At 37.3% G+C, this 26,338-nt stretch carries 20 protein-coding genes; 11 read left to right on the forward strand and 9 right to left on the reverse strand.

The features are described 5' to 3' along the window. Positions 1–212 precede the first annotated feature (212 nt). Positions 213–611, reverse strand: coding sequence for a hydroxyisourate hydrolase (gene uraH, locus P255_RS13490; protein ID WP_004898327.1), 399 nt, complete (start codon positions 609–611; stop codon positions 213–215). A gap of 26 nt (positions 612–637) precedes the next feature. Beyond that, entirely contained in the window at positions 638–1,117 is a 480-nt protein-coding gene (locus P255_RS13495; protein ID WP_004898325.1) for a heme-binding protein, read from the reverse strand. Positions 1,118–1,234: 117 nt separating this feature from the next. On the opposite strand from P255_RS13495, the gene P255_RS13500 reads away from it, so the two are divergent. Then, positions 1,235–1,906, forward strand: a complete 672-nt coding sequence (locus tag P255_RS13500; protein ID WP_035365643.1) for a heavy metal response regulator transcription factor — start codon at positions 1,235–1,237, stop codon at positions 1,904–1,906. Next, positions 1,903–3,282: a heavy metal sensor histidine kinase gene (locus tag P255_RS13505; RefSeq protein WP_004898322.1), complete on the forward strand. Its 1,380-nt coding sequence runs from the start codon at positions 1,903–1,905 to the stop codon at positions 3,280–3,282. The genes P255_RS13500 and P255_RS13505 overlap by 4 nt, the downstream gene beginning before the upstream one ends. A gap of 130 nt (positions 3,283–3,412) precedes the next feature. Here the strand turns inward: P255_RS13505 and P255_RS13510 are convergent, their stop codons facing one another. Together P255_RS13510 and P255_RS13515 are read right to left on the reverse strand one after the other, a co-directional pair. Further along, positions 3,413–3,853 carry a GNAT family N-acetyltransferase gene (locus P255_RS13510; RefSeq protein WP_004898319.1) on the reverse strand — a complete coding sequence of 147 codons (441 nt, stop codon included), beginning with the start codon at positions 3,851–3,853 and terminating at the stop codon, positions 3,413–3,415. 241 nt (positions 3,854–4,094) lie between these two features. After that, the gene (locus P255_RS13515) at positions 4,095–6,674 is read right to left on the reverse strand and encodes a sensor domain-containing protein (RefSeq protein WP_004898317.1); all 2,580 of its coding nucleotides are present in this window, start codon (positions 6,672–6,674) and stop codon (positions 4,095–4,097) included. Positions 6,675–6,997: 323 nt separating this feature from the next. Here P255_RS13515 and P255_RS13520 point away from each other — a divergent pair, with 323 nt between their 5' ends. The 3 genes from P255_RS13520 to P255_RS13530 all read left to right on the forward strand — a co-directional run bounded on the left by P255_RS13520 (position 6,998) and on the right by P255_RS13530 (position 12,989). After that, positions 6,998–10,261: a diguanylate cyclase domain-containing protein gene (locus P255_RS13520; RefSeq protein ID WP_004898315.1), complete on the forward strand. Its 3,264-nt coding sequence runs from the start codon at positions 6,998–7,000 to the stop codon at positions 10,259–10,261. 332 nt (positions 10,262–10,593) lie between these two features. Then, a complete protein-coding gene (gene ribA, locus P255_RS13525) occupies positions 10,594–11,196 on the forward strand; it encodes a GTP cyclohydrolase II (RefSeq protein ID WP_004898313.1) in 603 nt (200 codons plus the stop codon). 347 nt (positions 11,197–11,543) lie between these two features. Continuing rightward, a complete protein-coding gene (locus tag P255_RS13530) occupies positions 11,544–12,989 on the forward strand; it encodes a GGDEF domain-containing protein (RefSeq protein ID WP_004898311.1) in 1,446 nt (481 codons plus the stop codon). Between the two features lie 375 nt (positions 12,990–13,364). Here P255_RS13530 and P255_RS13535 read toward each other — a convergent pair whose 3' ends face one another. Then, complete coding sequence (locus P255_RS13535; protein ID WP_004898309.1) at positions 13,365–16,829, reverse strand: MASE3 domain-containing protein; 3,465 nt, start codon at positions 16,827–16,829, stop codon at positions 13,365–13,367. A 533-nt stretch (positions 16,830–17,362) separates the two neighbouring features. Beyond that, positions 17,363–17,947, reverse strand: coding sequence for a TetR/AcrR family transcriptional regulator (locus tag P255_RS13540; RefSeq protein WP_004898307.1), 585 nt, complete (start codon positions 17,945–17,947; stop codon positions 17,363–17,365). Positions 17,948–18,029: 82 nt separating this feature from the next. Here P255_RS13540 and P255_RS13545 point away from each other — a divergent pair, with 82 nt between their 5' ends. From P255_RS13545 to P255_RS13570, 6 genes are all read left to right on the forward strand, one after another. Continuing rightward, on the forward strand, positions 18,030–18,731 hold the full coding sequence (locus P255_RS13545) for an SDR family NAD(P)-dependent oxidoreductase (protein WP_004898304.1): 702 nt from the start codon (positions 18,030–18,032) through the stop codon (positions 18,729–18,731). A gap of 79 nt (positions 18,732–18,810) precedes the next feature. Continuing rightward, positions 18,811–19,428 (forward strand): FMN-dependent NADH-azoreductase, encoded by a 618-nt coding sequence (locus P255_RS13550; RefSeq protein WP_004898302.1) that lies wholly within the window; start codon positions 18,811–18,813, stop codon positions 19,426–19,428. Positions 19,429–19,514: 86 nt separating this feature from the next. Beyond that, positions 19,515–20,192, forward strand: coding sequence for an AAA family ATPase (locus tag P255_RS13555; RefSeq protein ID WP_004898300.1), 678 nt, complete (start codon positions 19,515–19,517; stop codon positions 20,190–20,192). 48 nt (positions 20,193–20,240) lie between these two features. Then, the gene (locus P255_RS13560) at positions 20,241–21,140 is read left to right on the forward strand and encodes an AvrD family protein (protein WP_035365644.1); all 900 of its coding nucleotides are present in this window, start codon (positions 20,241–20,243) and stop codon (positions 21,138–21,140) included. An 8-nt stretch (positions 21,141–21,148) separates the two neighbouring features. Continuing rightward, positions 21,149–22,198, forward strand: a complete 1,050-nt coding sequence (locus P255_RS13565) for a zinc-binding alcohol dehydrogenase family protein (protein ID WP_004898295.1) — start codon at positions 21,149–21,151, stop codon at positions 22,196–22,198. Between the two features lie 219 nt (positions 22,199–22,417). Beyond that, complete coding sequence (locus P255_RS13570) at positions 22,418–23,116, forward strand: hypothetical protein (protein ID WP_004898292.1); 699 nt, start codon at positions 22,418–22,420, stop codon at positions 23,114–23,116. A gap of 142 nt (positions 23,117–23,258) precedes the next feature. On the opposite strand, the gene P255_RS13575 is transcribed toward P255_RS13570, so the two are convergent. The 3 genes from P255_RS13575 to P255_RS13585 all read right to left on the reverse strand — a co-directional run bounded on the left by P255_RS13575 (position 23,259) and on the right by P255_RS13585 (position 26,007). Then, positions 23,259–23,750 carry a flavin reductase gene (locus tag P255_RS13575; protein WP_004898290.1) on the reverse strand — a complete coding sequence of 164 codons (492 nt, stop codon included), beginning with the start codon at positions 23,748–23,750 and terminating at the stop codon, positions 23,259–23,261. 196 nt (positions 23,751–23,946) lie between these two features. After that, entirely contained in the window at positions 23,947–24,978 is a 1,032-nt protein-coding gene (locus P255_RS13580) for a methionine synthase (RefSeq protein ID WP_004898289.1), read from the reverse strand. Between the two features lie 36 nt (positions 24,979–25,014). Next, on the reverse strand, positions 25,015–26,007 hold the full coding sequence (locus tag P255_RS13585; protein ID WP_004898287.1) for a DUF1852 domain-containing protein: 993 nt from the start codon (positions 26,005–26,007) through the stop codon (positions 25,015–25,017). Positions 26,008–26,338: the final 331 nt, after the last annotated feature.

A 26,338-nucleotide genomic window follows, 5' to 3' on the forward strand; every position in this document is an offset into this window, starting at 1 on the left:
TTATATAAATGAACTTAAAAATCCTATAGGTTCATGAACTAAAAATCTTAATATAAGTAAATTATTAAAATAATATACTGAAAATATTAAGAAATTTTTATAAATAATTTATGAACTAGACTTTAGGTCAACATAAGTTAAATCCGATACACTTCATACTAACTGTATCAAGCTTAAGTTTTATAAAAGTTTGAGATTTTATTTTACTCAGTTTAGTTCCCCCGATAAGTTGAATATCCATAAGGACTAAGCAGTAAAGGAATATGATAGTGTTTTACCGAACCATCAGTCTGGAAAATTACAGGAACTTCTGGAAAGAAAGTATTTTGTTTATTTTTCTTAAACCAATCCCCTGTTTTAAACGTTACTTTATATATCGCATTATCTAAAGTTTTATTTTCTGGAAATAATGCAGTTATACGGCCTTGTTCATTGGTTTTTGCTTCTGAAATCTGTACCCATTTTCCATTTTTTTGTTCTTCCAAAGTCACTGTCACATCGGATGAAGGCAATCCATTTTCCAAGTTAAGTACATGTACACTTAACGGATTTTGCGCCATTACCCAACTTGAAATAGATAAACTGCCAGCGAATAAAAATAATTTGTTCATGTGAATCTATCCTGAATTAAATTGATCTAAATTTGTTTAAGTGTGGTTGCTATGCCTTGTTGTGCACATTTATCATCTTGAATTGACCCACCTGCACCTGCGACACCAACCGCACCTAATAGCTGGTTTTTATAAATTACGGGTACGCCTCCACCTAAAAGTAATAGTTCAGGTAAACTGGTTAAATTCTGTGAATCTAAATTATTCTGTGCATTACGCATAAACTGTAATGTCGTCATTTTGCTCGAATAAGCTGTAAAAGCTTTTCTTTGCGCTGCGATTAAATTATGAATGCCTACAGTTTCATGGCGTTGACTCACCATGACATTACCACTTTGGTCAAGAATGACCACAGCTGCTGGTTTTGTAGTATTTGTACAAGCTTTCATGACATTGATCGCAAGTTGATTCGCAATATTTAAATCCATGACATAACTGGTTTTAGGTGCAGAATATGCGATTGAACTAAATAGAATTGCTGGAATAAATAGAAGTTTTTTCATCATTTCTATGAAGCTAAATTGAGAGAGAAGTTAGCTTATGCAAAATAAAGTCGCGACTGCATGACAATTAGATTACGAATTTGTAATGTAGCAACAGAAAAACCCATATATTATTTTCAGATGCATATACTTATTGTTGAAGATGAAACCAAAATTGCTCAATTTCTAGCAAAAGGTTTAAACGAATCTGGTTATTTATCCAGCATTGCTTATGATGGATTGACAGCGCTCAGCTTGCTCGAAGAGAAAAACTTTGATCTGGTGATTTTAGATGTCATGTTACCTGAAATTGATGGTTGGCAAGTCTTAAAGACTTTAAGGACATTTTCTAAAATTCCAGTACTTATGCTGACTGCCAAAGATCATGTCCTGGATCGAGTTAAAGGCCTAGAACTAGGCGCAGATGATTATTTAATTAAGCCCTTCTCTTATATAGAATTATTAGCGCGAGTCAAAAGCCTGTTGAGACGCAGTGTAAAAACTGAGTCTGAATATTATCAAGTTGAAGATTTGATTTTATATCGGCTCGAACGTACAGTTTATCGGAACCAACAAAAAATCGATTTAAGCGCTAAAGAGTTTTCACTTTTACATTTACTGATGCAACACCAAGGTGAATTACTAACCCGATCTCAAATTGCCTCGGAAGTCTGGAATATTAATTTCGATACAGACACCAATGTTGTAGATGTTGCGATTCGCCGCTTACGTGCCAAAATTGATGATCATTTTCAGCTCAAATTAATTCATACTGTTCGTGGTATGGGATATCGTTTAAGCATACATAAATGAAAAACCAGCTAAGACATCTGAGTTTAACCACACGTTTAAGTATTGCATTCAGTATTATTTGCTGCACTGTATTTTTGGGTATTGGCTTACTTTCTTATCACAACATGCAGAAGCTGTTAGCGAAACAACGCGATCAGAATTTAACTGCACGTGTTGAGCGCATCGAAATTTTTTTACAAGATCAAGAAAGTTTTCAGATTTTAATTCAACACCCTCGCCTGTATGAAAATATGCTGGGAAAAGAAGATAATCTTTTAATCTTAAGAAACCCGCAACACACCTTAATTGAGATTAATCCGCTGAAAGTCCATATTCCAGCTATGGCTAAATCAAAAACCATTACCTTTTTGAATAATCAATCTGAATTTGCCACAACCCGTTTGGCTTATAAAACTGTTAGGTTTAATCATCAAGATTATCAACTGATTGCTGGTACACAACTGGATGAAGCCCAATCTACTTTAGATCAGTATTTATGGAAATTGATTCTCTATAGTTTATTCGGGATTGTAATAGCAAGCCTTCTTGGACGTTGGGTAGGTTTATATTTACTCAGATCTTTAAATCATTTGATTGAACAGACACATAGAATTAATGGTACGCAGCCACACCAGCGAATCGAAGCTAAAAGCACGAATATTGAGGTTGAGAAACTTAGTTCGGCAATGAATTCTATGTTAGAAAAAATTCAGGTTAATTATGATCAATTGGCGCGATTTTCTGAAGATATTGCACATGAACTCAGAACCCCATTAAATAATTTAATGGGTCAAACACAAATTATGCTCACGCAGCCTCGATCGCAACAAGAACTGGAACAGCTTTTATATTCACACCTTGAGGAATATGAACGGCTAAGTAAAATGATAGACAATATGTTATTCATTGCTCGTTCTGAGCATAGTGATTATATTCTTGAGAAGGAAAATATTGACTTATCCAATCTTATTTTAGAGTTGGTCGATTACTTTGAATTTTTAGCTGAAGATAAACAAATGAAATTTGTTTTACACTTGGAAAAAGGAGTTCAAATATATGCTAACGCAGAGTTATTAAAACGAGCTCTATCTAATTTGATCGTCAATGCTATTGATTATGGGCTTGAAAACCAAGATATTGTAATCTCAACAAAAGCGATAGCAGAATACGCCCATATCGAAATATTAACCAAAAATATTTTTATTGATAAACATCATTTGAATCATATATTTGAACGTTTCTATCAGATTGACAGCAGTCGAAATTTCAAAGCAAAAACGGGTGGTTTAGGGTTATCAATCGTGAGATCTATCATGACGTTACATCATGGAGAAGCAAATGCATATAATAACAGCCAAGGAATTGTATTTAGCTTAAAAATTAAATCGCAGGCTTAACCAGATTATTCAAAAATCCAATTTTTCTATAAATTTCATTCAGTTTTTTCTAAAGCGAATAGAATACAACTTATCCTAAATGAAAATGTTAGAAACTATTCAAAGTTTATATTCTCACCAATAAATTTTACTAAGCTATATTTTTTCGATATTGAATAAAACCAGCATTGACCGCTACCTGATCATATAAGATTCTTGCTTGGTAGTTGGTTTCTTGAGTTAACCAGTAGACTCGAGAACAATTTTGCTTATGAGCTTCAGCATATACTGCTTCTATCAAAATTTTTCCACAGCCTTTAGCACGATTATCTGTTTTTACAAATAGGTCTTGAAGGTAACAGTAATTCCCTTCTGTCCAAGTACTACGATGAAAAATATAATGCACTAGACCAATTAACTCTTTATCTGCCTCAAGTACAAAACATCCCATCTCTTCGCATTCATCTATAAGACGATTAAAAGTTAATTGAGAAAGCTCTGCTGTTAAATTTACCTTATAAAAGTTCTGATATCCTTCCCAAAGGCTTAGCCAGTTTTGATAGTCTTGTTTTAAAAGTTTTCTTACTTGCATTATCCTATCTCTTTAATTTTACTTAATTTAGTATAATACAGCTTATACGATAAAAGAGTACAATGCGTTTAAGATCTTTCCTGCATCTTGCTTTGATCTCTTTCCCCCTGCGTCTTTAATCGAAGCAACAAAATCATCAAATAAGTTATTTCCATGAAATTTTTCTTTCTCTAATTCACACAGAATCATGGTTTATTTTAAAAAATTACTGAAATCTTGACCCAATTTCATCGAATTCGGGTTAAGAGAGCAGCATTACACATGGAGAATAGCTTGTTTTTAAATTCTCAAGAGGGGTTGGATGGGCATAATAATACCCTTGTAGCATGTTACAACCATTTTGAGTTAAAAATACAGCTTGATCAGATGTTTCTACCCCTTCAGCAACAACTTCTAGTCCAAGTTGATGAGCAAGCGTGATAATCGCTTGAACAATAGCGGCATCCTGACTGTTATGCGGAATATGTCTGATAAAACTTCGATCTAGCTTTATTTGGTTGGCAGGAAGGCGTCTTAAATAACTTAAACTAGAATAGCCCGTACCAAAATCATCGATTGCAACTTGAATTCCTAGAGAGCGGATAGTTTGCAAAATTTCTATAGACCGATCAGCTTCTGCGATGAGCATACTTTCAATGACTTCAATTTTGAGTAAGTTTGCTGGTAAGTTGCTGGCTGATAATGCTTGTTGTAGTTCATGCAGAAAACCACTACGACGAAATTGTAAAGGAGAGATATTCACTGCAACATGTAAGGCAACATTATTTTTTATGTTCCAGTCTGCAACATCTAAACAGGCCTGCTGAAGTATCCATTGACCAATCGCCACAATTTGCCCCGTTCTTTCTGCAAATGGGATGAACGTGTCTGGTGACATGAGTCCCTTTTGTGGATGTTCCCAACGGATTAATGCTTCAACTGCTTTAACTTGTCCTGTTAACGGATCAACGAGAGGCTGATAATAGATTTTAAATTGCTTTTCTTTCAAAGCATCTATCAAGTCATTGCGTAAACTAAGATAATTAATTTGATCTAAATTTTTCTTATCGGCTTCATACCAATGCCATGTATTTCGCCCTCGCCTTTTTGCTTCGTTCATTGCCAGTTCAGAATGATGCAATAAATCGTTTGGATGTTGTGTATTGGCGGTGTTATCTATAATGCCAATACTGGCAGTAATATAAATTTTCTCTTTTGCAATATAAAATGGCTTTGATAATAAGGAAAGCGTGCTTTCTACAAATTGAATGACATCCTGCTTTTCGTTAAATTGTGTCAGCATCACGATAAACTCATCACCCGCAAAACGTGCCAAGAGATCATTCGCTTGCATGAGGCTTTGCATCCGGATAGACACGGCTTTAATTAATTGATCACCAATGAAATAGCCTAAGCTATCATTTAAAAGTCTAAAATCATCAAGGTCAATATAGAGAATAAATAAAGGGTGTTGAGTATTTTTTACATGCTCAAACGATCTTTGTAATTGTGTTTCAAAGTATTGTCGATTGGGCAGATTTGTTAAAGTGTCATGAGTATGCAAATGGGCAATATGTTCTTCCTGTATCCGCTGTTTTGTAACATCTTGTTGAATTCCAACAAAATGAGTGCAATTTCCTAATTCATCCAAAACTGGAGCTAATGTTAATTTATTCCAAAAACTGCTCCCATCTTTACGATAGTTTTTTAATGTGACTTCTATTTCATGTTTTTCTCTGAGCGCATTTCTAATTTTACGAATAGCCGATGGATCTGTATCTGCACCCTGCAGAAACCGGCAATTTTTGCCAAGAACTTCTGCTTCTGTATAGCCTGTTATGTTCAGAAATGCGGGATTTACATAGACAATCGGCATATCAGCATCCGCATCGGTCATGATCATACCGTTTGGACTCGCTGATACGCCTCGTTTTAGCAAGCGCAAATGATTTTCTGTGATATGCCGAGTTGTAATATCTTGAGCAATACAGAATATCCCTGTGATCTGTTTGTCTTGCATAATGGGTAAACAGGTCAGATTGAGCCAGTAAGTTTTGCCATACGCATTTTGGTAGGTCTGTAGTTCAAAATGCTGGGTCTTTCCTTTGAGTGTCTGATCAAAAGCGGACTTTGCAGTTGATTGATATTCAGGATGTATCCAGTGGCTGTAATGTATTCCCCGAATTTTTTCTTCAGTGAAACCAGAGAGTTGCAATGAGGCAAGATTTACACTAACGAATTTACCTTCGAAATCCAACTCAAAACATCCATCAGGATGATGCTTGAAAAACGAATCATGCTTGTCATTTATCGCCAAGCGTCGTTGACGTTCATTCTGCAAATCAAGTGCTAAAGCGATTAATGCTGCTGCCCGATGAAGTAATCGTATGCTTTCATCAGTTGGTTTTTTAGATTGATAATAATAAGTTTCAAAAGTGCCATATAAAACTCCCTGAGCATTAATAACAGGGGTTGACCAGCAGGCGGTCATATTCTTTTCTTTAAGTAAATTCTGTGCTGAAACCCAGTTTGGGTCTGACTTAAAATTTTCATTAATAATCGAAGTAAGGCGATTAAAATTGAACTTTTCGTAAATGGAAACATCTGGACTGATTTTAAAATGGTCTAAAATTTTTTTATCTTGTGTAGTGAAGTACGCACCGCCATTAATAATGTGGAGGTTCTGCTCTGTTTCTGAAAACAATATAATAGAAACGATTGCATTGGTGATGCGATTTTCAAGCCACTTGGTAATTGCATGCAAGATTGTTTTTAATTCAGTATGCAAACCAATCAAATCAAAAAGATATTGGGTATCATGATCATTAATTTTACTTATCATATAGCTCTCCTGAATTTTTAAAAATCTATCATTTTTCTTATATGAAGAGTCACAGCCAATTAAAGTATCAATATAAAAAATGACTTTTAGCAACTTATTAATTGTAGCTTAATCATAACTAAAAAGTCGAACCATATGAACAGGCGCGATTACAATCAATTTAGTCACTTAATTGTCTGTTTTACATAGGATGTTATGCTAATCAATTAGACCAAATTCTTGATGTTTGTTATTGTTGGTGATGGTAATTTGTTAACACGCACGAATTCAACGTCGATTTACTTCATGAATGAAGACTAACCAGACATGAGAGAAACCAGAATATGCATGTGTCATTCAATGAAGTGATTGAATTTGTTGGAAATGGCAAAATTCAGGATTTAATGGATAGCTTTTATCAAGCGGTTGGTGTTGCGAATGCTGTCGTTGATATTGCAGGAAATGTTGTTGTTCAAACTGGTTGGCAAGATCTTTGTACCAAATTTCATAGTAAAACTATAAAAACGTGTATCTGTTGCGTCGAAAATGACGATGTGCTCGTACAGCAGATGACTAAAAATGAAAAGTATACAGTTTATCATTGTGCAAATGGATTAGTGAAAACAGCCGCGCCAATTTTTTTAAATGGTGAGCATGTGGCTAATATTTTGACTGGCCTATTTTTTACAGAACCACCTCATTTAGAATTTTTTCACTCGCAAGCGTTAGAACTCGGTTTTAATCCTGAAGATTATCTTGAATCTATTCAAAAGTTGCCAATAATCTCTTTGCAAAGAAGTCAGTCAATCACTGAACTTTATGTGAAATTAATTTCAACCTTGATGACTCATGGTTTGGATAAGTTATCTGAACAGAATAACCAGCTTGAGCTAAATAAAATTAATGATGAACTAAAACAGCAGCTCCAAAGCAATAGGACAGATTTGGTTCGACTAGAAGCTCGTGAAAAAAAGATTATTGATGCTTCACCTGTACCCAAGATGTTGGTTAATAGTCAGGAAAAAATTGTATATCTGAATCCGGCATTCACTAAGGTCTTTGGGTATTCTGCTGAAGATATACCTAGTTTAGAAGCCTGGTTTGAAAATGCTTATCTGGATATACATTACAAAAGAGCAGTGAGAGACTTCTGGAAACTCAACCTGCCCTTGTTTTTATATCGTCAAAAAGCCCTTTCTAAATTAGAAAGAACAATTCAATGTAAAGATGGCTTTCAGCGAGATGTGCTGGTTGATATGGCTATTATTGATCAGTATAAAAATGAAAAAGTCATCATGATTGTATTTAATGATGTGACTGATATTCACCAAGCCAATGCGATAGTGAAACAAAAAAACCAGTTTTTACAGTCCATTCTTGAAGCGGAACCAGAATGTGTCATGATTATTAATCATGATCATCATCTTGAAGAGATCAACCCTGCGGGCCTAAGCTGCTTTGAGGTTGAGGATATTGCTCAAATTAGAGATGTAGGGATTCTTAATTTTATTGAAGATAATTTTAAGGAAGATTTTAAACTTTTAAGCCAAAAAGTTTATAAAGGACAATCTGGCGTACTCGAATTTTCCATTCTAGGTGCAAAGAAAACTAAGCGCTGGTTAGAATGTCATGCAACACCAGTGAAATTAAATAGTACCAATGAATCAGTTTTTGGCATGCTGGCGGTAAGTCGAGATATAACAGAGCGTAAACATACTGAACTTGAGCTATCTCACAGAAATCATTATTTGTGGCTCAATAATTTGATTTTGAAGAAGCTAGGTGAAAACCTGCCGATGAAAGTTATTCTGGATGAAATGATGATCAGCATTGAAGATTGTCATTTAGGAACCTACAGTTCAGTATTACTTGTCGATAAAAATAATAAATATCTTATTCATGGTGCCGCTCCTAGTTTGCCTCGAGACTGGGTAGAGAAAATTGCCAGAGTTCCTATTGGTGAAGGAATAGGATCATGTGGAACAGCCGCATATCGCGGAGAGCCTGTCATTGTTGATGATATTTCAACTCATCCCTATTGGGCAGCCTTTCGCGAGGATGCCTTGATGAACGGATTACGGGCGTGCTGGTCTCAACCTATTAAAAATGCTACAGGAAAGGTTTTAGGAACTTTTGCAATTTATTTGCGACATGTAGCTGCACCAACGGCAGCCCAGATTTCCTTATTAGAAGATTATGCGCAGTTAGCTCAGCTGGTGATAGAGCGGTCACGATTAACTGAAGCCCTGTTAGAAACACAGCATTTGTATCAATTAATTGCTCATAACAGTACCGATGTGATCTGGGTACTAGAGCTGCCTAGCCTGCGCTTTAGTTATGTCAGCCCATCCGTCAAATATTTACGCGGGTGGGAAGCTGAAGAAGTCATGGAGCATTCAATATATCGAACATTTCCCCCAAATATGCTTGCAGCGATGCAAGAGGCATTAAGAACACATTTAAAACGCCTCGTGGATGGGGATAAAACCGCCCGAATTGGTTCGATAGAACTCGAAGTATTGCATAAGGATGGACATGCTATTCCTGTAGAAACGGCATTCAATATTATATTGAATGCCAAAGGTGAGCCTATCCAGATTATTGGCAGTTCAAGAGATATTTCTGAACGTAAAGCTGCAGAAGCTATTATCAGGAATATGGCTTTCTATGATCGTCTGACGAATTTACCGAATCGCCGAATGCTTGAAGACCGTTTGCATCAGCTCATTAGCTCTTGTCAAAGATTACATTCTAGAATGGCGATGTTATTTATTGACCTTGATAAGTTTAAACCAGTAAATGATCAGTATGGTCATGCGGCTGGTGACTGGCTATTGAAACAAGTTGCACAGCGCATGCTGTCTGTACTCAGGAAAACAGATACCGTGGCCCGAGTGGGTGGAGATGAATTTGTTGTTTTACTTCCAGATGCAAAAATTGCAGAGCATGCTTTAAATATTGCAGAAAAAATCCGTCTTGAACTTGAGCAGCCTTTTGTCATGGAGACGGGCATTACATTATACATTTCATCGAGTATCGGTATAGTCATGTACCCTGAGAATGCTGATAACTCACGAGATTTGTTACGATTTGGTGATGAGGCCATGTACTATGCCAAAAAAGGTGGTCGTAATAAAATTGAACTATTTAAGAATCCAGCTAAGGAAATTATCCCGAATACTGTTGAATTAATTTGGCGCGATGAGTTCATATGTGGTCAGTTGGATATTGATGCAGAACATCAGAAAATATTCAAAAAAGCGAGCCAGCTTTTGCAATTATCTGCACAGTCAGGTAAGGGACAAACAGAAGCGATGAGTGCAATTGATCAGTTATTAGATGACGTGGCGCATCATTTTGCACATGAAGAAATTATTCTAGCGCAATTTGACTATAAAGATTTGCAGCATCATGTTGAGCAACATGTACATTTATTAGAACAAGCACAGCTTCTCAAAGAACAAGCGGAACACGGTGAAATTTCATTGGAAGGTTTAGTTGAATATGTGATTTCAGATGTAATCGTTGGGCACTTGCGCTTACTGGGAGCTGATAAAAAATTCTTTTCCCTTTTTTCCAAAACAAAGACCAATACTTTGGATGTTTAATCTACATTCTTTAACTTAATAAGGTGTGTGATTTATAGAGATCGCTAGATTGAAATTATCTTTATAAATCATACGCTTCGCCTGATCTGGATATTTCTGGCAATGTTGTCAAAGTTATCTATGGTTTTCACATAAAATTCACTCTCCAACAACTATTATCAAAATCGAAATTTCATCTTTCAAAGATACGCTGAAATTATTCTTGTTCAGATGAAATATGGCAATACTTACTAGATTTTAATCTAATTGCATTATTTAATTGATATTAAATATCTTTTATTTTTTGCAAATAGTATTTTTTACTGGCGTTAAAAATATCATTGGATAAATCAGTGGCTATCAAATTCATTTCTAAATCTAAATTACCCACTGCTTTTGGCAATTTTGAAATTATAGCATTTCAGGACCAAAGCACTGGTGAAGAACATGTCGCTCTTGCTAAAGGGCTAGAGACTATCCCGACAAGACCTGTTTTGGTCAGAATGCATTCTGAATGTTTAACTGGCGATGCTTTTGGTTCATTAAAGTGTGACTGTGGCCCACAGCTACATTCAGCAATGAAAATGATTAATGATGAAGGGCAAGGAGTAATTTTATATTTACGTCAAGAAGGCCGTGGAATAGGATTGACCAATAAAATTCGCGCGTATGCTCTTCAAGATCAAGGGCACGATACTCTTGATGCAAACCTGTTATTAAACTTACCTGCAGATGCTCGTCATTATGACATGTGCGCTATTATGTTAGATTATCTACAAGTTAAAGAAGTCAAATTAATTACAAATAACCCACTTAAAATCAATGCATTGAAAGATTTAGGTATTAATGTAGTTGAGCGTGTTCCGTTAACTGTAGGTTTAAATATTTTTAATAAAGGCTACTTAGAAACAAAGCAAAAACGTATGTCGCACATGTATGAAAAGCATGATTTTTAGGATAGGTGACAAGGCAAACCTAAGCCTTCATTGCATATTGAGCGTTCATCATTGCAACTCAATATGAATGCAAAATCAACAACGACTTGTACACCTATTCTCAGCCAAAACGTTAGATACTCTAATAAATTCATTCATAAATAATCACTTTTTCTTATTTTTAGCTTTTTTTACGGCATTTTGAACTTTTAATGATCAGAAAAACCTCTTAAAATGCAGGCGAAAATTTTATCATCATCTGCAGCCACTTGCAGAAAACGGACTTCACATAGCTTTGCTGGATGGTTTGAATTTTCTCCATTCCTGTAGATTGTACAGGCCAGCCAAAGGCTTTAAAGGATATTGCAGTGCCCAAGTCGATTCGCCCATTGAGTCATCATACTGCTTTGCTGCATTTCGTCATTTTTGCGATTGTTATTCTTGCCTTTTGCCTGTTAGGTATTGCCACCCGTCCAGTTGATTTTCTGGCTTCTTTCTGGCCAGCCAATTCGGTATTACTGGGGTTGCTGATTCGTTTTCCCCATACGCGCCACCTACTTGCATGGCTCGGTGCGATTACGGGCTACATGTTGGCAGACTTGGTCACGGGTTCCGCCTTTATTTTAACCGCAGTGCTGACCACCGCCAACCTGATTTATGTGGGCATCGTCTTATGGCTTTACCGTTACTTTACTGAACAAATCCATAAAACCCATTATGGCTATTTATATTTATTTCTACTGGTCTTCTGTGCAGTGGGCAGTGCATTAGGCGCATTATTTGCCGTCAGCGCTGTTCCTTTAGTGAACACCACCTTCATGCAGAACCCGTTTATTTATGAATTTAGCGACTGGTTTTCGGCAGAAATGCAAAATGCCATTTTGATTTTACCTCTTCTACTCAGCTACCCGCCCCGCAGGGTTTTAATTAAAGCATTGCTGCGTTTAAAAACCCAAGATTTCCCGTGGAGTACCTTGCTGCCAGTGATTGCCTTAATCTGTTCTTTACTGATCAGCTATTATGACCAAGGCCCTGGTTCTTTACTGTTTCCGATTGCTGCCTTAATTTGGTGTGCGCTGAGTTATGCTCCATTCCCACTGGCATTGATTAACACCATTGCTTGTACCGTCATTATTTATCATACCAGCCATCAGCATCTGATTTCGCATAGTGTGGGATATCTATCAAACATTTTATCCATTCGCATGGGTGCGATCATGATGGCACTTGCACCACTTACTGTATCCAACATTAATGCGGCACGTAGCAAACTGATTCGGGAATTAAAACACAATGCCAGCCATGATGAACTGACGCAAAGTTTTAACCGTCGCCAGTTTTATCAGGCAGTTAAAGATGCCATGAGCACCGCCAAACAAAAACAGCAACCCTTTGCCATTTTAATGCTCGACATTGATCATTTTAAATCGATCAACGATCGTTACGGTCATCAGGCTGGCGACTTTGCCTTACAGATTTGTGCCAATACGATTAAGGAACATTTACGCAAGTCCGATATCTTTGGCCGACTGGGCGGCGAGGAATTCGCCATCATGCTCAGTAATGTCAGTAGGGAATCAGCTTTTAGCGTTGCTGAACGTATTCGTTTTCATCTGGAAAACAAACAGTTCTATGTTGGCGAAGATCAGGAAATTTCTATTCAAATCAGTATAGGCATTAGCTGGAATATGCCGAATAAAACATCAACACTGGAAGAGTTACTGCACGAAGCCGATCAGGCACTTTACCAAGCCAAATGGACTGGTCGAAACAAGGTTGTTGGGCTTACTGATTTGTATTCAAATAAATGCTAAAGTACTAAAAACATCGAAAAAACCATCAATCACAGTGTAACCAGATGCGAATATTGACCAGCATTTCAAACTGTCCGCTAAGAAATCACAAAAGTGAATACTCTAAAAGCGTGTATTTTGACTTGAGATAGACCTCAGATTTCCCTACTTTTTAGAAAGTGTTTAAGGTGTTTGTATTCTTACTATTTTTCGAAATTTGTCATTTTTTAGCAAAGTTGTATGAATTGTTGCATCCTGAAATTAACTGTGAGTATCTAGAGCTGCGTCTCAGTTGTTCATCCAAAATGAGCAACCTAAGCAGTGCTTATTTTTTATTTAAGTATGAATATGCATCATTATGCACTTATAAAAGTATACAAAAAATCAGCTATAAATTTACTCGGCGCAAATGGGCAGGACATATCCTTTTTCCTTAATCAAACGTATCGCTGCATCACAAACGTCCGCATCATAGACCGTTCCACGCCCCTGCAAGATTTCTACAAGGGCAGCATCCACACCTAAAGCAGCACGGTATGGGCGATGGGAAGACATGGATTCAATCACGTCAGCTACTGCCAGAATACGTGCTTCAACATGAATTTCATCTCCTTTCAAGCCTTTAGGATAACCAGAGCCATCCATCCGTTCGTGATGTTGACCAATAATTTCAGCGATTGGAATATTAAAAGGAACATTTTTGAGAATTTCATAACCAGCCTGCGCATGACCTTTCATCATTTCCATTTCTAAATAACTCAAACGTGAAGGTTTGGTTAGAATTTCGGAAGGAATGGAAATTTTACCAATATCATGCACTAGCCCAATTTCCTCCATTTGGAAGCAACGCTTTTCATCCCATCCCATTTCTTTGGCAATCGCACTGGCAATCAGTCCAACACGGCATTCATGGCCTGCAGTATAAGGGTCACGCATTTCCACCATGGTCGATACTGCGCGTAATGTGCCATACATTGTCGCTTCTAGCTGTTTAACCTGCCTAGCAATTTGCTCTTCAGCCTGTTTTTGTTCGGTAATGTCCTGCGCCATCACAATCGCTGCAGGTAAGCCATCATCCCAAATGATACTACGGGTATGCAAAGCAAATTCTCGCATCTGTCCATTTTTGTGTCGCACTGGAACTGTATAGGGAGTATTCAGATGATCTGTGACCTGAAATTGATCATTAGCCTTATGAATTCGTTCAAGATTTTCTGCTGTAGCATCTGTAAATTCAAGGAAATTATGGTCAGTGAGTTCTGTGGCAGGCCTGCCCAGCATTTCAGTATAACTTGGGTTGACGTAAAGATAGCGATTGTCTCGCAGTACATACATCCCAACCACGGTTTGTTCCACCATGCTACGAAAACGCTGTTCGCTGTCTTTTAATGCCTGCTCAGTTTTTCGGATGACTGTCAGATCGCCCCAAGCAAGAATCACATCGTTGCCGACAATCGCCAGTGTGCGCTGTGCGATGCGTTGACTACCATCTTTTGCGATTAAGGTAATTTCAGGCAGCTGCACCTGTTTGCCATTTTTTACCAGCTGCAAAGCTTCTTCCCAGCTTTGTTGTATGAACTGTCTTTGTTCTTCATCGGGTGCTACTTTTTTTAGCCAGACTTCCCGATTTTGAAGATCTTCGAGGTTATATCCTAGCCATTTTTCATAGGCCAGATTGACTGCTAGAATACATTCATCTTGTATAGAAATAATCTGCATCGGTACAGGAGACTGTAAAAATACTTGCTGAAACCGATGCTCCATCTGTTGTGAATAAATTTCGGCAGTTTTACGATGCTGTTCCGCTGAAAACCGTTCCAGTGCAGATGAAATATCTCTAGAGAGGTTTTGCAACAATTGAATCTGTTCCTCATCAAATTCAACCTGACCTGTAGTATACAGTCCGACCATTCCCAAGAAACGGCCTTTAAGCAACAATGGGGTCAATGCCGCCTGACGCACCTGCTCTTGGTTTAAATATTGTCTCCACATTTTATATTCTGGAGTAAAATCTTTATGAGGGGCACTGAGCAGATTATAGGTATAAACTTCTACATCTGAACTGGTATTTTTTAATTGCTTCAGCGGAAGGTTTTCGTCCTGTTGTAATCCCTTATACAGGGTTTCTAGCATGTTCTCTGCAATATTATGATGGAACTGGATCAGTAATGGGCTATCGGCTTGATCATCGGCTTTAAGTGCAATAAAAATTTTATCAAAACTGCCAAGCCGCAATAGAACCTGCTGTAATTCTGCAAACATATCATGTTGATTCTGACTATGGGCAATCACCCGATTGGTTTCACTGAGCAAGCGATAGAGATAAGTCAAACGTGCTACACGGCCCTGTGATTCTAGTCGGGTATGAACGTCGGTGATTTGACTGGTAATATGGTCAATTAAGCGTTGTTCTTCAGGCAGAAAGGCCGGAGTATTCTGGGTCTGATCATACCAGACGGTTAAGGTTCCAAATCGCTGGATATCATTGGCAAATACTGACTGCAGGTGTGATGTCTGCATAGGAGGATCTGCGCCAAAAATACCCCATTCACTGTTAATCTGCAGATGAATCTGTTCTGGAGAGGAAAAGCCTGAAGGAATGATTTGCAAGGCTTTATTCAACAATTCAGCCATGCTGATATGGGTATTGTTACAGAGTTGATTCATCTGGTTCAGACAACGCACTTCAGTTACACGTTTCTGAACACTTTGCAGTAAAAGTTGACGCTCTGTAATGTCACGTACCACCATGACCCAGACCGGTTTTTTGCCTAGGCGTTCTGTGAAAGGTGCCACATGACACTCTATGGTTTTGTTATTGGATAGGGTTAGCTGAGCTAAAAACTCTTTAGGTTTTTGATCTAACTGAGAGCAGACCGGACAGTCCGTTACTGGCACATTGGGGTCATGCAATAATTCATGCGCGGACAACCCAGTGAGTTGTGCTGCAGATGTACCGTGTGCTCTGCCTGCTGCCAGATTTGCCTGCTGAATCGTTTGACTGGAATTTACAATATAGGTGGGATCTGGAATGGTATCATAGGTACTAGCCGCCTTTGATAGCATGCTGAAAGGCTCTTTAATCGTCGCTTCCACCAGTGCAAGATACATAAACCAGTAAGAATAAACTTTCAGAATATGCCCCCATAGGTTCACATCTGCATATACGGAAACATATTTGGTAAAGGCAAATTCAGAGGCCATCATGGTGAGCATGGAGAGACAAACGCCAAATGTCAGTTGCGCCGATAAGTATTTCCGGCGTTTCCAAACTAAAACCAGGGCAATCGCCAAGATTCCAATGATGAGATATTCGCTATAGATTTTAAAAGGTGTAAGTCCCTGCCCTTCAATAAAAGCTGTTGGGAAAAAACCTTGCATCACCGCTGTGACAATCGCAATACTCAACAGACCAAAAAACAGATTAAGTTGGAGTGGTTTGATGAGCCGAGTCAACATGAAAGGTGATGCAAGCATTGCAAAGGCCTGCAACAGTCGGGCACCAATCCATAGCTGTACTGCCTGATTAGCGTTGTTCGCTGGAAAAATATACATACCTTTGTAAAGCAGGGTATGAAACAAATCAATGAATCCACACCAACCCATAGCGATCGCAATAAAAACAACAAAATAATTTTGAGTAAAATGTCGTGAAACCAAGGTCACAATCAGTGCAGTGACCGCGATAATAATTGAAATTAGTTCTGCCACGGTATGTGTGAATATGAAACCAAAAGTTTTATTGGTCCACCAGATCAGTAAGGCAAAAATCGTCGGAGGAAAAATCATCATATAAGGAGAAATAAACGACTTAAGGTCGAATACATCCAGTGAAAATAAGTCACGAGATGATTTAGGCATAATGTTCCTCTGTGAGATTCACATATAGTTTTATTTAATTGTATGAGGTCGTTCAAAATTATATGTTCGCCGAACGACTATATTTTAACGGCTTTGTTGCATAAATATTTAAGTTATTGATTTTAACAAAAAATATTTCAAATTAAAAAACAAATTAAAACATTAAAAATCATACGTTTAAAATATATGCAGCAAAACCTGAATGCAAAGTGAGGATGAGGATTTCTTAAATTTCAATCTGCCTGCCGATTTCTAGAACTCGATTAGATTATGCAAATCCCAATCAAAATATGAATATGTGTATTTAGAGTCTAGGTAGTAGCCCAACCGATATCTCTAAGTCAAACACAGAAATTAAATTCCCCTACCGAATTGCTCATTTTTTTACTCAGTTTCCTGGCAGAGAGAAAGATGACGTTGGCTGAATTACTCTGATTCTTCATGCTGTTGTTGAATATGAGCTAGCGCAAAACCCAAACAGTTATTCTCAACTATTTCTCGCGGATTCAACTAGCTTAATTTATCAAAAATACCTACTTTAAAATCAATCGTTTGGTTGCTTTAATAATCATTTCTCTGCGTTTTTCATGATTTCCCATATCCTCTAATGGTGTAAACATTCTCGCAACTTGTGGCAACATAAACCAACTATTTGCAATTGCTAAAATCAAAAATGCTAAATAGCTTGGTTCAATACTATTGGTGACTTTTCCTTGTTGCTGTGCATCAGAAACTGCCTGAATTTTATAATCATAATTTTTTCTGCGAATTTCTTCATTTGGGACTTCTTTATCATAAATTAACCCTTCCCAAAGTAATAAACGACTAAGTTCAGGATGTTCACAATGATAATCATAAGCCCGCCCTGCATATTCAGATAAGTCTTCTTCTGATATGGATTGAATAGGTACTAATTTAGCAACTTTAACCAATTCATTGCGCAGAACAGCATCAAATAACTCTCTTTTAGCGCCAAAATAATTATAAATTCTTTCTTTGTTTACCCCCGCAATTTTTGCAATTTTATCAATGGTTGTGCCATCTGGCCCATGCTTTGCAAACTCGCTCACAGCTGCATCTAAAATCTTCTGTTTGGTCCCTTCCGTATCCCAAGGCATAATTTTTCCTCTTGCAAACCATAAAAAAATATATTATAAAGCACACATCCAACTAATTCGTTGGAAATTTTGGAACTTTATAATGAAAAACAATATTATAATTTTCGGCTATGGGCTAGGTATTTCTAGAGCGCTGGCTTATCGATTTGGTCAAGAAGGCTATATCGTTGGGTTGGTTGCTCGAGATAAAAAAAAATTAGAAGAACAAGTATTAGAACTTAGATTAGCAAATATCGATGCCCATTTTTTTTGTAGTGATTTAAGCCAAACGGAAAATATTCCTGAGCTTATTCACCAAATTAAAAATCAGTTTGGTGAAATCAAGAATATTCACTGGAATGCATTCCATGATATTGAAGGTGATTTACTCACGCTGAACCCTTTTGACCTCACGAAAAGCTTTCACTTACGTGTCTCAAGTTATATTGCTACTGTTCAGGCTTGTATGGATGACTTGAAAAATAATAAAGGTAGTATTTTGTCAACAAATGGTGTCTTTGCTCTTGATTTGAATGAAGTTGATCTGATCGCAAAAGAATATGCGGCTTTATCAATTGCAGCTACCTCACAATATAAAACCACAAATTTACTGGCACTTTCCTTGAAAAATTCACAGGTCTATGTAGGTCAAGTCATTGTGAATGGATTTGTGGAAGGTACTCCCGGAGCCGAAAGTAAGCTTTATACCATTGCGCCCAAAACTGTTGCGGATCAATTTTGGGATTTACATCAGAAGAAGAATCAAACAACTGCCTTGTGTGGAAGAGTACTTCAAGTAGCGTAAAAGTTTACTATTCATGAATGATAAAAATGAATACAAATAAAAATTTAATTTTTTTAATGAGTGAAATCCAGAGGATATTATGAAACTATTACACATCAATTCATCAACTCGCGGAGAAAATAGTCAATCTTTATTGATTGCTAAACAGGTGATTGCCAAACTTCAAGACAAACATCCCGATTTGGTCATTGATGAATTTGACCTATTTGCAGGAGCTCTTCCTGCATTCGATAAAAATGCTGTTGGTGCAAAAATGGCATTATTTACAGGTCAAGATGCAAACTCTACAGAAAAGGCAGCATGGACAGAAATTAAGGCCGTTTATGATCGCTTTGCCTCAGCAGATATTTATGTCTTCAACGTTCCATTATGGAATAACAATATTCCATATATTTTAAAACAGCTGATTGATGTTGTTACCCAACCTGGTTGGTCATTTGGCTTTGACATGAATCATGGTTATTCTGGGTTATTAGCAGATAAAAAAGCTTACCTCGTAATTGCAAGTGGTGTGTACTACGAAGGTATTCCAGAAAACTTTGGTTCTGACTTTGCGACACCTTATTTACAAGATTGGCTAAAATTTATTGGTATTACAGATATTGAAACCATTCATATTTCACCTACCGTTTTAAATAATGATTATGAAAAAACAAAAGGCGAAGTGATTGATGATCTTGAAAAACTAATTGCCTAATAACAACAAATCAATCATGAAGTCTATTAGAACGCTAATAGGCTTCAAAAATTCAATCTAATAATAAATGCTATAAGGTTATACAAATGCGGATTGGTTTAACGGGAACATATTCATCAGGTAAAACACTCACATCCTTAATTATCAGCGAATATTTAAATTTGCCTCGTACAGAAGCGAGAACGATGCGGGAGATTCTACCTTTTGCTGCACCAGGAAAAACATTAGAAGAAGTCACGTCTCCTCAATTGATTCAGATGATCATTACTCGTCATATGGATCGAGTTATTCATGAATATAAGCTCAAAGATCGTTTCATATCAGATGGCTGTTCTTTACAAGAATGGATCTACGGTAGTGTGCGCGTTAAATATGGTATGAATCCTAATCAGTCGATTCACTTAAAAGACAATGAAGCTGTTTCAAAAACTACCGAGCTGGCTTATTTTGAAAATATTATGAGTGAGCTGGGAAAAGTATTTAAGCGCCATGTACAAGATTCTTTTGATCTTTTTATTCATTTACCAAATGAGCTACCACTAGCAAAAGATGGTCATCGACCTGTAAATGAGTTATTTCGTTCTGCTTCAGATGAGCTTTTAAAAGATACATTTGACGAACTGGATATGAAATATCACATTATTGGCGGAAGTCTGGAAGAACGTGCGGATGCTATTGCAGAACTTTTAAAAATCAAGCCTGTAAAGAGTATCCAAGAATCTATAAAAATTGCAAATCAAAAATATAAAACACTAATTATGTAAGTATCTATATAAAAGCAAAAAAAATTCTTAGATAAATAGGGGTAAATGATGAACTTATCATTTTTTAAAGATGTTGATGAATTTTTAGGTGATAAAAAGACACGTTATTTTGGGGCAGGCTATCTCAATAGCAATCATGCAATCTATGATTTTTCTAGCGAGTCTGATGACCAAAATATCTTAAAATTCTCTTGTTTTGGTCGAGTTGTATTGCCTCAAACTTGGTCTATTAAAGGCAATGGTAGCCAAAAACCACATTTAAGTACGATTGATATTATTGAATTGTCTTTACTCACTTTTGATCATCTTATTCAGACTGTCTATAGTAATTTACCTAAAATTTCTTATAAGAGCCTCATTTATAAGATGATCATTAGGGCAGGCAAAAGCCCAGTGGAGTCTGATTTTGATCAGATCAATATTCATGGAAGCATGGACAAGATTGATCAAGAGACCAAAGCCTTGAACCTTGATATCTCTAATATGAGAATTGAAATTCAATACTCTAGTGATTTCAATAAAATTGACTATTCAGCACCTACAGTCGATTTGAAAACACCATTGGATATTAATGATGTGATGATCAATGTTAATGAAATGAAAGCATCTGCTTTGGTGACCAATAATCAGCTCATGAAAGAAAAGATGGAGCCATGGTCAACTTCATGCCTATTTTCCGTAGGCTTGCAGTTGGGTCAAGTTTTACTTTACCAGTTAGATTCAATTAGTCGCTCAGAAAGTAATACCCTCTGGATGAAAAAGACAGAAATATTCTTTCTTTCGGACAAACCAAATCTTGATCATTCACATCCGATTTTTACACGTTTAGACAATGTCAGACGCTATAAAACATCAGACGGTGACTGGAGAAAAGCCGATATCTATTCAATTTTTGGTAATACCAAAATTATCTGTAGCGTTACGCATAAACTTCCTCTTACATCGTAAATAGCATAATGAATAGTAAATTAAATCATGCAGTTGCTATATGTGATCCCTTAGAACTTGCACATCCAGATTCATTTCTGGATGTGCAAGTTCCATATCCTAAAGCATTGCCACAAGATGTGATTGTTCGTGTCGAAGCCGTCTCTATTAATCCAGCAGATATGCGTGCCCGACTGAGAAAGAAAAAAGATAACCGCATAAATGTCCTAGGTTGGGATGTTGCTGGAACAATTGTTGAAAAAGGCAATGAAGTTTCAGACCATTTTCAGGTCGGAGATGCTGTTTACTATGCAGGTGATATTAACCGCTCAGGTGGAAACTGTTCATATCATGCAATTGATTCTAGATTAGTCGCATTTCAACCTAAAACGATTAGCGTTGAAGATGCAGCAGCATTACCCTTAGTTTCACTGACTGCGTGGGAAGCGCTATTTGAAAAATTAGCTCTTGCGATTAATACTAATTTAACCATACAGGATGATGAACCAACACCTTCACTACTTATTCTTGGTGGGGGTGGTGGCGTTGGCTCTATGGCGATTCAACTTGCTAAACTTGTTCCTAATTTAACCGTGATCGCTACTACTTCTAGAAAGGAAACCACCGAATGGTGTTTAAAATTAGGCGCGGATCATGTAGTTGATCATAGTCAGGCATTAGCACCACAATTATCAAAAATTGGTTATCCCGAGGTGGACTATATTCTGATTTGTAACTCACCTGATACGTATTTTGATATTTTACCGAGTATTACACGACCTTTTGGGAAAATTTGCAGTATTGTTCCTTTCCTTCAGAGTCATGACTTTAATTTATTGATGAGAAAAAGTTTGTCATTTCATTGGGAGTTTATGTTTACTCGATCTAGTTTTTCTACCCACGATATGGTGAAACAGTCCGAAATCTTAAATCGTATTTCAGAACTGATCGATCAAAAGAAGATTATATCGCCTAGAGTAATTTCACTTAGCCCAATGAATGCATCAAACATTAGAAAGGCCCATCAGTTAATTGCTTCAAATAAAACCATTGGAAAAATCGTAATAGTCAATAAATAGTGAAATATTGTCTAAGCCCAGAAGTCGATATATGTATTAACCCGACTCTATTTTTATAAAAGACCATTCATTTATAAAAGAAAGTTTAAAACGATAGTAAAATTTTCTGTTAGTTACTTTAGATTCATTTTGTGCATGTTTGTGCCTCTTATAAAATTGAATGATGGCAAGCTGCAAAGTTTTGGGATAAAGTCAAACTTTTAAAAATGGTTGATAATTGTGAAGAATACACTTTCCAACAACAATCAAATTGAAGTGGTCTCTACTTTTTCTGAACTTGTGAATTTGCATTTTCAAGGAAATAAGAACGCCATTTGCTGGTCTCGAAATTTGATTGGTGATTTTAAAGAGATTGTGGAAAAACTTCACTTAAAAGAAAATATTACAGAAGTTTCTGTGGAAGATCTTTTAGCATTGCAGCTTTCAGAAAAAGGTCATCTCGCGAGAGAAATTATTTTAAGTGATCTACAGCGATTAACTGATTTCGGGGCATCACCTTCTCTGAATTTACTTAAAAGTTATGAACGGGATGAAGAGCTAGATTTCATTTCAACAGATGTGTATTCCTATCATATTGATCGCTCACCCATTGAAGCGGATACTTTTTTATGTACCTATCATGGCCCTGCAAGTGATATTTTGCCTCATGATCAGGTTGAGAAAATGATTTTGGTTCCAGAAATCAGGGAAAAACTCAAAAAACTACATGATGGTTCAGAAGCTGAGTTTGAAGCTTTCCTAGAAGATAATTTCTTTGATCTGCATTACCAGCCAAAACCTGATGCAAAACCAGTGAATTTGGGCTCGGGGCATCTTTGGCGCTTGGCAGTAGATCATCCAATGCAACAGGTCTTACCCTGTGTTCATAGAGCGCCTGCTGAAAAGGAAGGTGAGTATAGATTATTATTGATCTGTTAAATATCAATAATATACATAATAGATAAACTTAATTTCTATAAAGTTGGACTGTTCCACCTGCCCATTTCTTAAATGCTCTAGAGAAATGGGCAGATCAACATCATCTATTGTTAAAGAATTATTCATTCCACTGCATGCTGGCTTAAGCAATTTCCGTCTGCCCTACATGATGATATGCACGGTTAAAATAAACCAGACTCTGATCATGTTGGTTTTGTTGAATCGCGACAATACGACACATAAAAATCGTATGTGTTCCAACTTCTTGAATTTGCTCAATCTCACAATCAAAATTCACTAAAGCATCCTCTAAAACGGGTGCTCCAGTTTCCAGTTCTGTCCAAGTTCCATGTTGAAAGCGTTCTTCAGAACTCAGTTTCGATGCAAACAGATTAGAAATATGCTCATGTTGTGCGCCTAAAACATTTACAGTTAAGATCTTATTTTCGACAAAATGCGCATGTGACCGAGAAGCTTTATTCATACAGACCAACAATGTCGGCGGTGTATCCGTGACACTACACACAGCAGATGCAGTGAAACCATGACGATCAGACATGCCTGCCGTGGTCACAACACTGACTGCGCTGGTTAACAAAGACATTGCATTTCTAAAGTCTGTTGCTTCAATCATCATTTTGTTCCTAAATTGAGTCCTAACTGGTGATTTAGATTGAGTTAATTGTGTATTTCATTTACTTCTGCACATCATCTAGATGTGTTCTAAGTAGAGTGGATACTTACTTTGGATAGGGGCAGGGCTACCTGTTGGATGAAGAATAAAATCCTATTCAATCCCAAAAGTAACCCTCGAGAGATCACCTGAGCAATTACTGCCCTGCAAGCTCTTTACGGATGATTTCCGCCCCTGCACTTAAAGCATTCAACTTGCCTGTTGCTACTCGGCGAGATAAAGGTGCCATGCCACAGTTGGTCGAAGGATAAAGTTTATCTGCATCGACAAACTGAAGTGCTTTACGTAGTGTATTGGCTACTTCTTCTGCTGTTTCAATGCTGTTGGTTGCGACATCAATCGCACCGACCATGACTTTTTTACCGCGAATCAGTTCAATCAGATCCATCGGTACACGCGAGTTTTGACATTCGAGTGAGACAATATCGATCTTCGATTTTTGAAGTTTAGGAAAAGCTTCTTCGTACTGACGCCATTCTGAACCTAGAGTCTTTTTCCAGTCGGTATTTGCTTTAATGCCATAGCCATAGCAAATATGTACTGCAGTTTCGCACTTCAGACCTTCAAGTGCGCGTTCTAAGGTTGCAACGCCCCAGTCATTTACTTCATCAAAGAACACATTAAATGCAGGTTCGTCAAATTGGATAATATCTACGCCAGCAGCCTCTAACTCAAGTGCTTCTTGATTCAAGATTTTGGCAAATTCCCAAGCCAGTTTTTCACGGCTTTTGTAGTGACCGTCATAAAGTGTATCGATCATGGTCATCGGGCCAGGGAGCGCCCATTTGATGGGTTGTGTGGTTTGGCTACGTAAAAACTTGGCATCTTCAACAAAAACAGGCTTTTGACGAGATACAGCACCAACCACCGATGGAACACTGGCATCGTAACGATTACGGATGCGAACTGTCTCGCGTTTCTCAAAATCCACACCGTCAAGATGTTCAATAAACGTGGTGACAAAATGTTGACGGGTTTGTTCGCCATCACTGACAATATCGATGCCTGCATGTTGCTGTTCTTGCAATGACAAACGTAACGCATCTTGTTTGGCTTCAACCAATTGCTCACCTTCGAGCTTCCACGGTGACCAAAGTTTTTCGGGTTCTGCTAACCAAGATGGTTTCGGTAAGCTGCCAGCGGTTGATGTTGGTAATAAAATTGCCATTTTAATCTTCTATCTCTATATTCTATTTCAGGTAAATTAAGCAGCGTTACGCTCTACGTTGTAATTTGCAGCCCATTGCTCAAGAATATCTCGATAAGGCTTAATAAAGTTTTCTTCCGTCCATTTGCCTTGTTTTACAGCAAGCTGACCACGTTCAACTCGGTCATATACGATTCGCGTCAATGAATAATCTGGGTACTCTAGACTTGCTTGATAGATTTGTGCCGCTGATGAATTTGCATTGTAAATTTCAGGGCGATAAATCTTTTGGAAGGTTTCCATGGTGCTGATCGCGCTGATCAATTCAAAATCGGTATAGTCACGCAGTAAATCACCCGCAAAATAGAATGCTAAAGGTGCAACACTGCCTTTTGGCATAAAGAAGCGAACCTGTAAGCCCATTTTATGGAAATATTCATCGGTACGTGAGTACTGATCTTGCTTATACTCAACACCCAAAATTGGATGTTCATTGGTCGTGCGGTGATAAGTCCTCGCTGTTGAAACACTCAGGCAAATCACAGGTTGCTGATTAAACTCGGCTTTAAAGGTTTCTGAGTTCACAAGATATTGATACAACTTGCCATGCAAATCACCAAAACCTTCTGGTGCGTAAGAAGTCGAGTTCTCTTTATTATGTTCTTTCAGTACCACACTGAAGTCGTAGTCGCGGACATAAGATGAGAAGCTGTTCCCGATCATGCCTTCAATACGCTGATTGGTGTGATGATCGATAATGGTGCTTTTCAGCATTTCAATGATCGGGAAAGTTTTACCATTGCCTTCTATATCTAAATCCGCAGAAATAATATCAATTTTAAGTGAATAACGATCACCCTTCGGGTTATCTGATTGTGCTAAAGCATTGAAACGATTATTAATCATTCGAAGTGTATTACGTAGGTTCTGCTCACGGCTTTCACCACGCGCCAAGTTAGCAAAATTCGTTGTTAGACGTGTGTTATCTGCTGGCTGATAGTTTTCATCAAAACGAATGCGTTTAATTGAACATGTAAACTCTTTACTCATGGTGATCCGATACCCTAATTTCTAAATTAAAATCTAAATTTCTTAATGATGTGATTTATACCTGAATCATTACATGAATAAAAATGATTTTATCTAACATGAAGATGAGTAAAATTCATGTTTATGGATTTTGTTATCCTGCTTAAAAATGAAAAGTCAAAAGATGCAAAACAGGCATGCACAGAAAATGGCAATTCAATGAGAATCCAAATCCCGTACTTGACTTGGAGATATCAATATAAGAATTTTCTACTTATGAACTTATGAACTTATGAACTTATGAACTTATGAACTTATGAACTTATGAACTTATGAACTTATGAACTTATGA

Source organism: Acinetobacter brisouii CIP 110357 (assembly GCF_000488275.1).
Lineage (GTDB): Bacteria > Pseudomonadota > Gammaproteobacteria > Pseudomonadales > Moraxellaceae > Acinetobacter > Acinetobacter brisouii.

Excerpts from the sequence above, each read along its gene's own strand:
- uraH (WP_004898327.1), bottom strand. The coding sequence starts at position 611 with ATGAACAAATTATTTTTATTCGCTGGCAGTTTATCTATTTCAAGTTGG.
- P255_RS13495 (WP_004898325.1), bottom strand. The coding sequence starts at position 1,117 with ATGATGAAAAAACTTCTATTTATTCCAGCAATTCTATTTAGTTCAATC.
- P255_RS13500 (WP_035365643.1), top strand. The coding sequence starts at position 1,235 with ATGCATATACTTATTGTTGAAGATGAAACCAAAATTGCTCAATTTCTA.
- P255_RS13505 (WP_004898322.1), top strand. The coding sequence starts at position 1,903 with ATGAAAAACCAGCTAAGACATCTGAGTTTAACCACACGTTTAAGTATT.
- P255_RS13510 (WP_004898319.1), bottom strand. The coding sequence starts at position 3,853 with ATGCAAGTAAGAAAACTTTTAAAACAAGACTATCAAAACTGGCTAAGC.
- P255_RS13515 (WP_004898317.1), bottom strand. The coding sequence starts at position 6,674 with ATGATAAGTAAAATTAATGATCATGATACCCAATATCTTTTTGATTTG.
- P255_RS13520 (WP_004898315.1), top strand. The coding sequence starts at position 6,998 with ATGCATGTGTCATTCAATGAAGTGATTGAATTTGTTGGAAATGGCAAA.
- P255_RS13535 (WP_004898309.1), bottom strand. The coding sequence starts at position 16,829 with ATGCCTAAATCATCTCGTGACTTATTTTCACTGGATGTATTCGACCTT.
- P255_RS13540 (WP_004898307.1), bottom strand. The coding sequence starts at position 17,947 with ATGCCTTGGGATACGGAAGGGACCAAACAGAAGATTTTAGATGCAGCT.
- P255_RS13545 (WP_004898304.1), top strand. The coding sequence starts at position 18,030 with ATGAAAAACAATATTATAATTTTCGGCTATGGGCTAGGTATTTCTAGA.
- P255_RS13550 (WP_004898302.1), top strand. The coding sequence starts at position 18,811 with ATGAAACTATTACACATCAATTCATCAACTCGCGGAGAAAATAGTCAA.
- P255_RS13555 (WP_004898300.1), top strand. The coding sequence starts at position 19,515 with ATGCGGATTGGTTTAACGGGAACATATTCATCAGGTAAAACACTCACA.
- P255_RS13560 (WP_035365644.1), top strand. The coding sequence starts at position 20,241 with ATGAACTTATCATTTTTTAAAGATGTTGATGAATTTTTAGGTGATAAA.
- P255_RS13565 (WP_004898295.1), top strand. The coding sequence starts at position 21,149 with ATGAATAGTAAATTAAATCATGCAGTTGCTATATGTGATCCCTTAGAA.
- P255_RS13575 (WP_004898290.1), bottom strand. The coding sequence starts at position 23,750 with ATGATTGAAGCAACAGACTTTAGAAATGCAATGTCTTTGTTAACCAGC.
- P255_RS13580 (WP_004898289.1), bottom strand. The coding sequence starts at position 24,978 with ATGGCAATTTTATTACCAACATCAACCGCTGGCAGCTTACCGAAACCA.
- P255_RS13585 (WP_004898287.1), bottom strand. The coding sequence starts at position 26,007 with ATGAGTAAAGAGTTTACATGTTCAATTAAACGCATTCGTTTTGATGAA.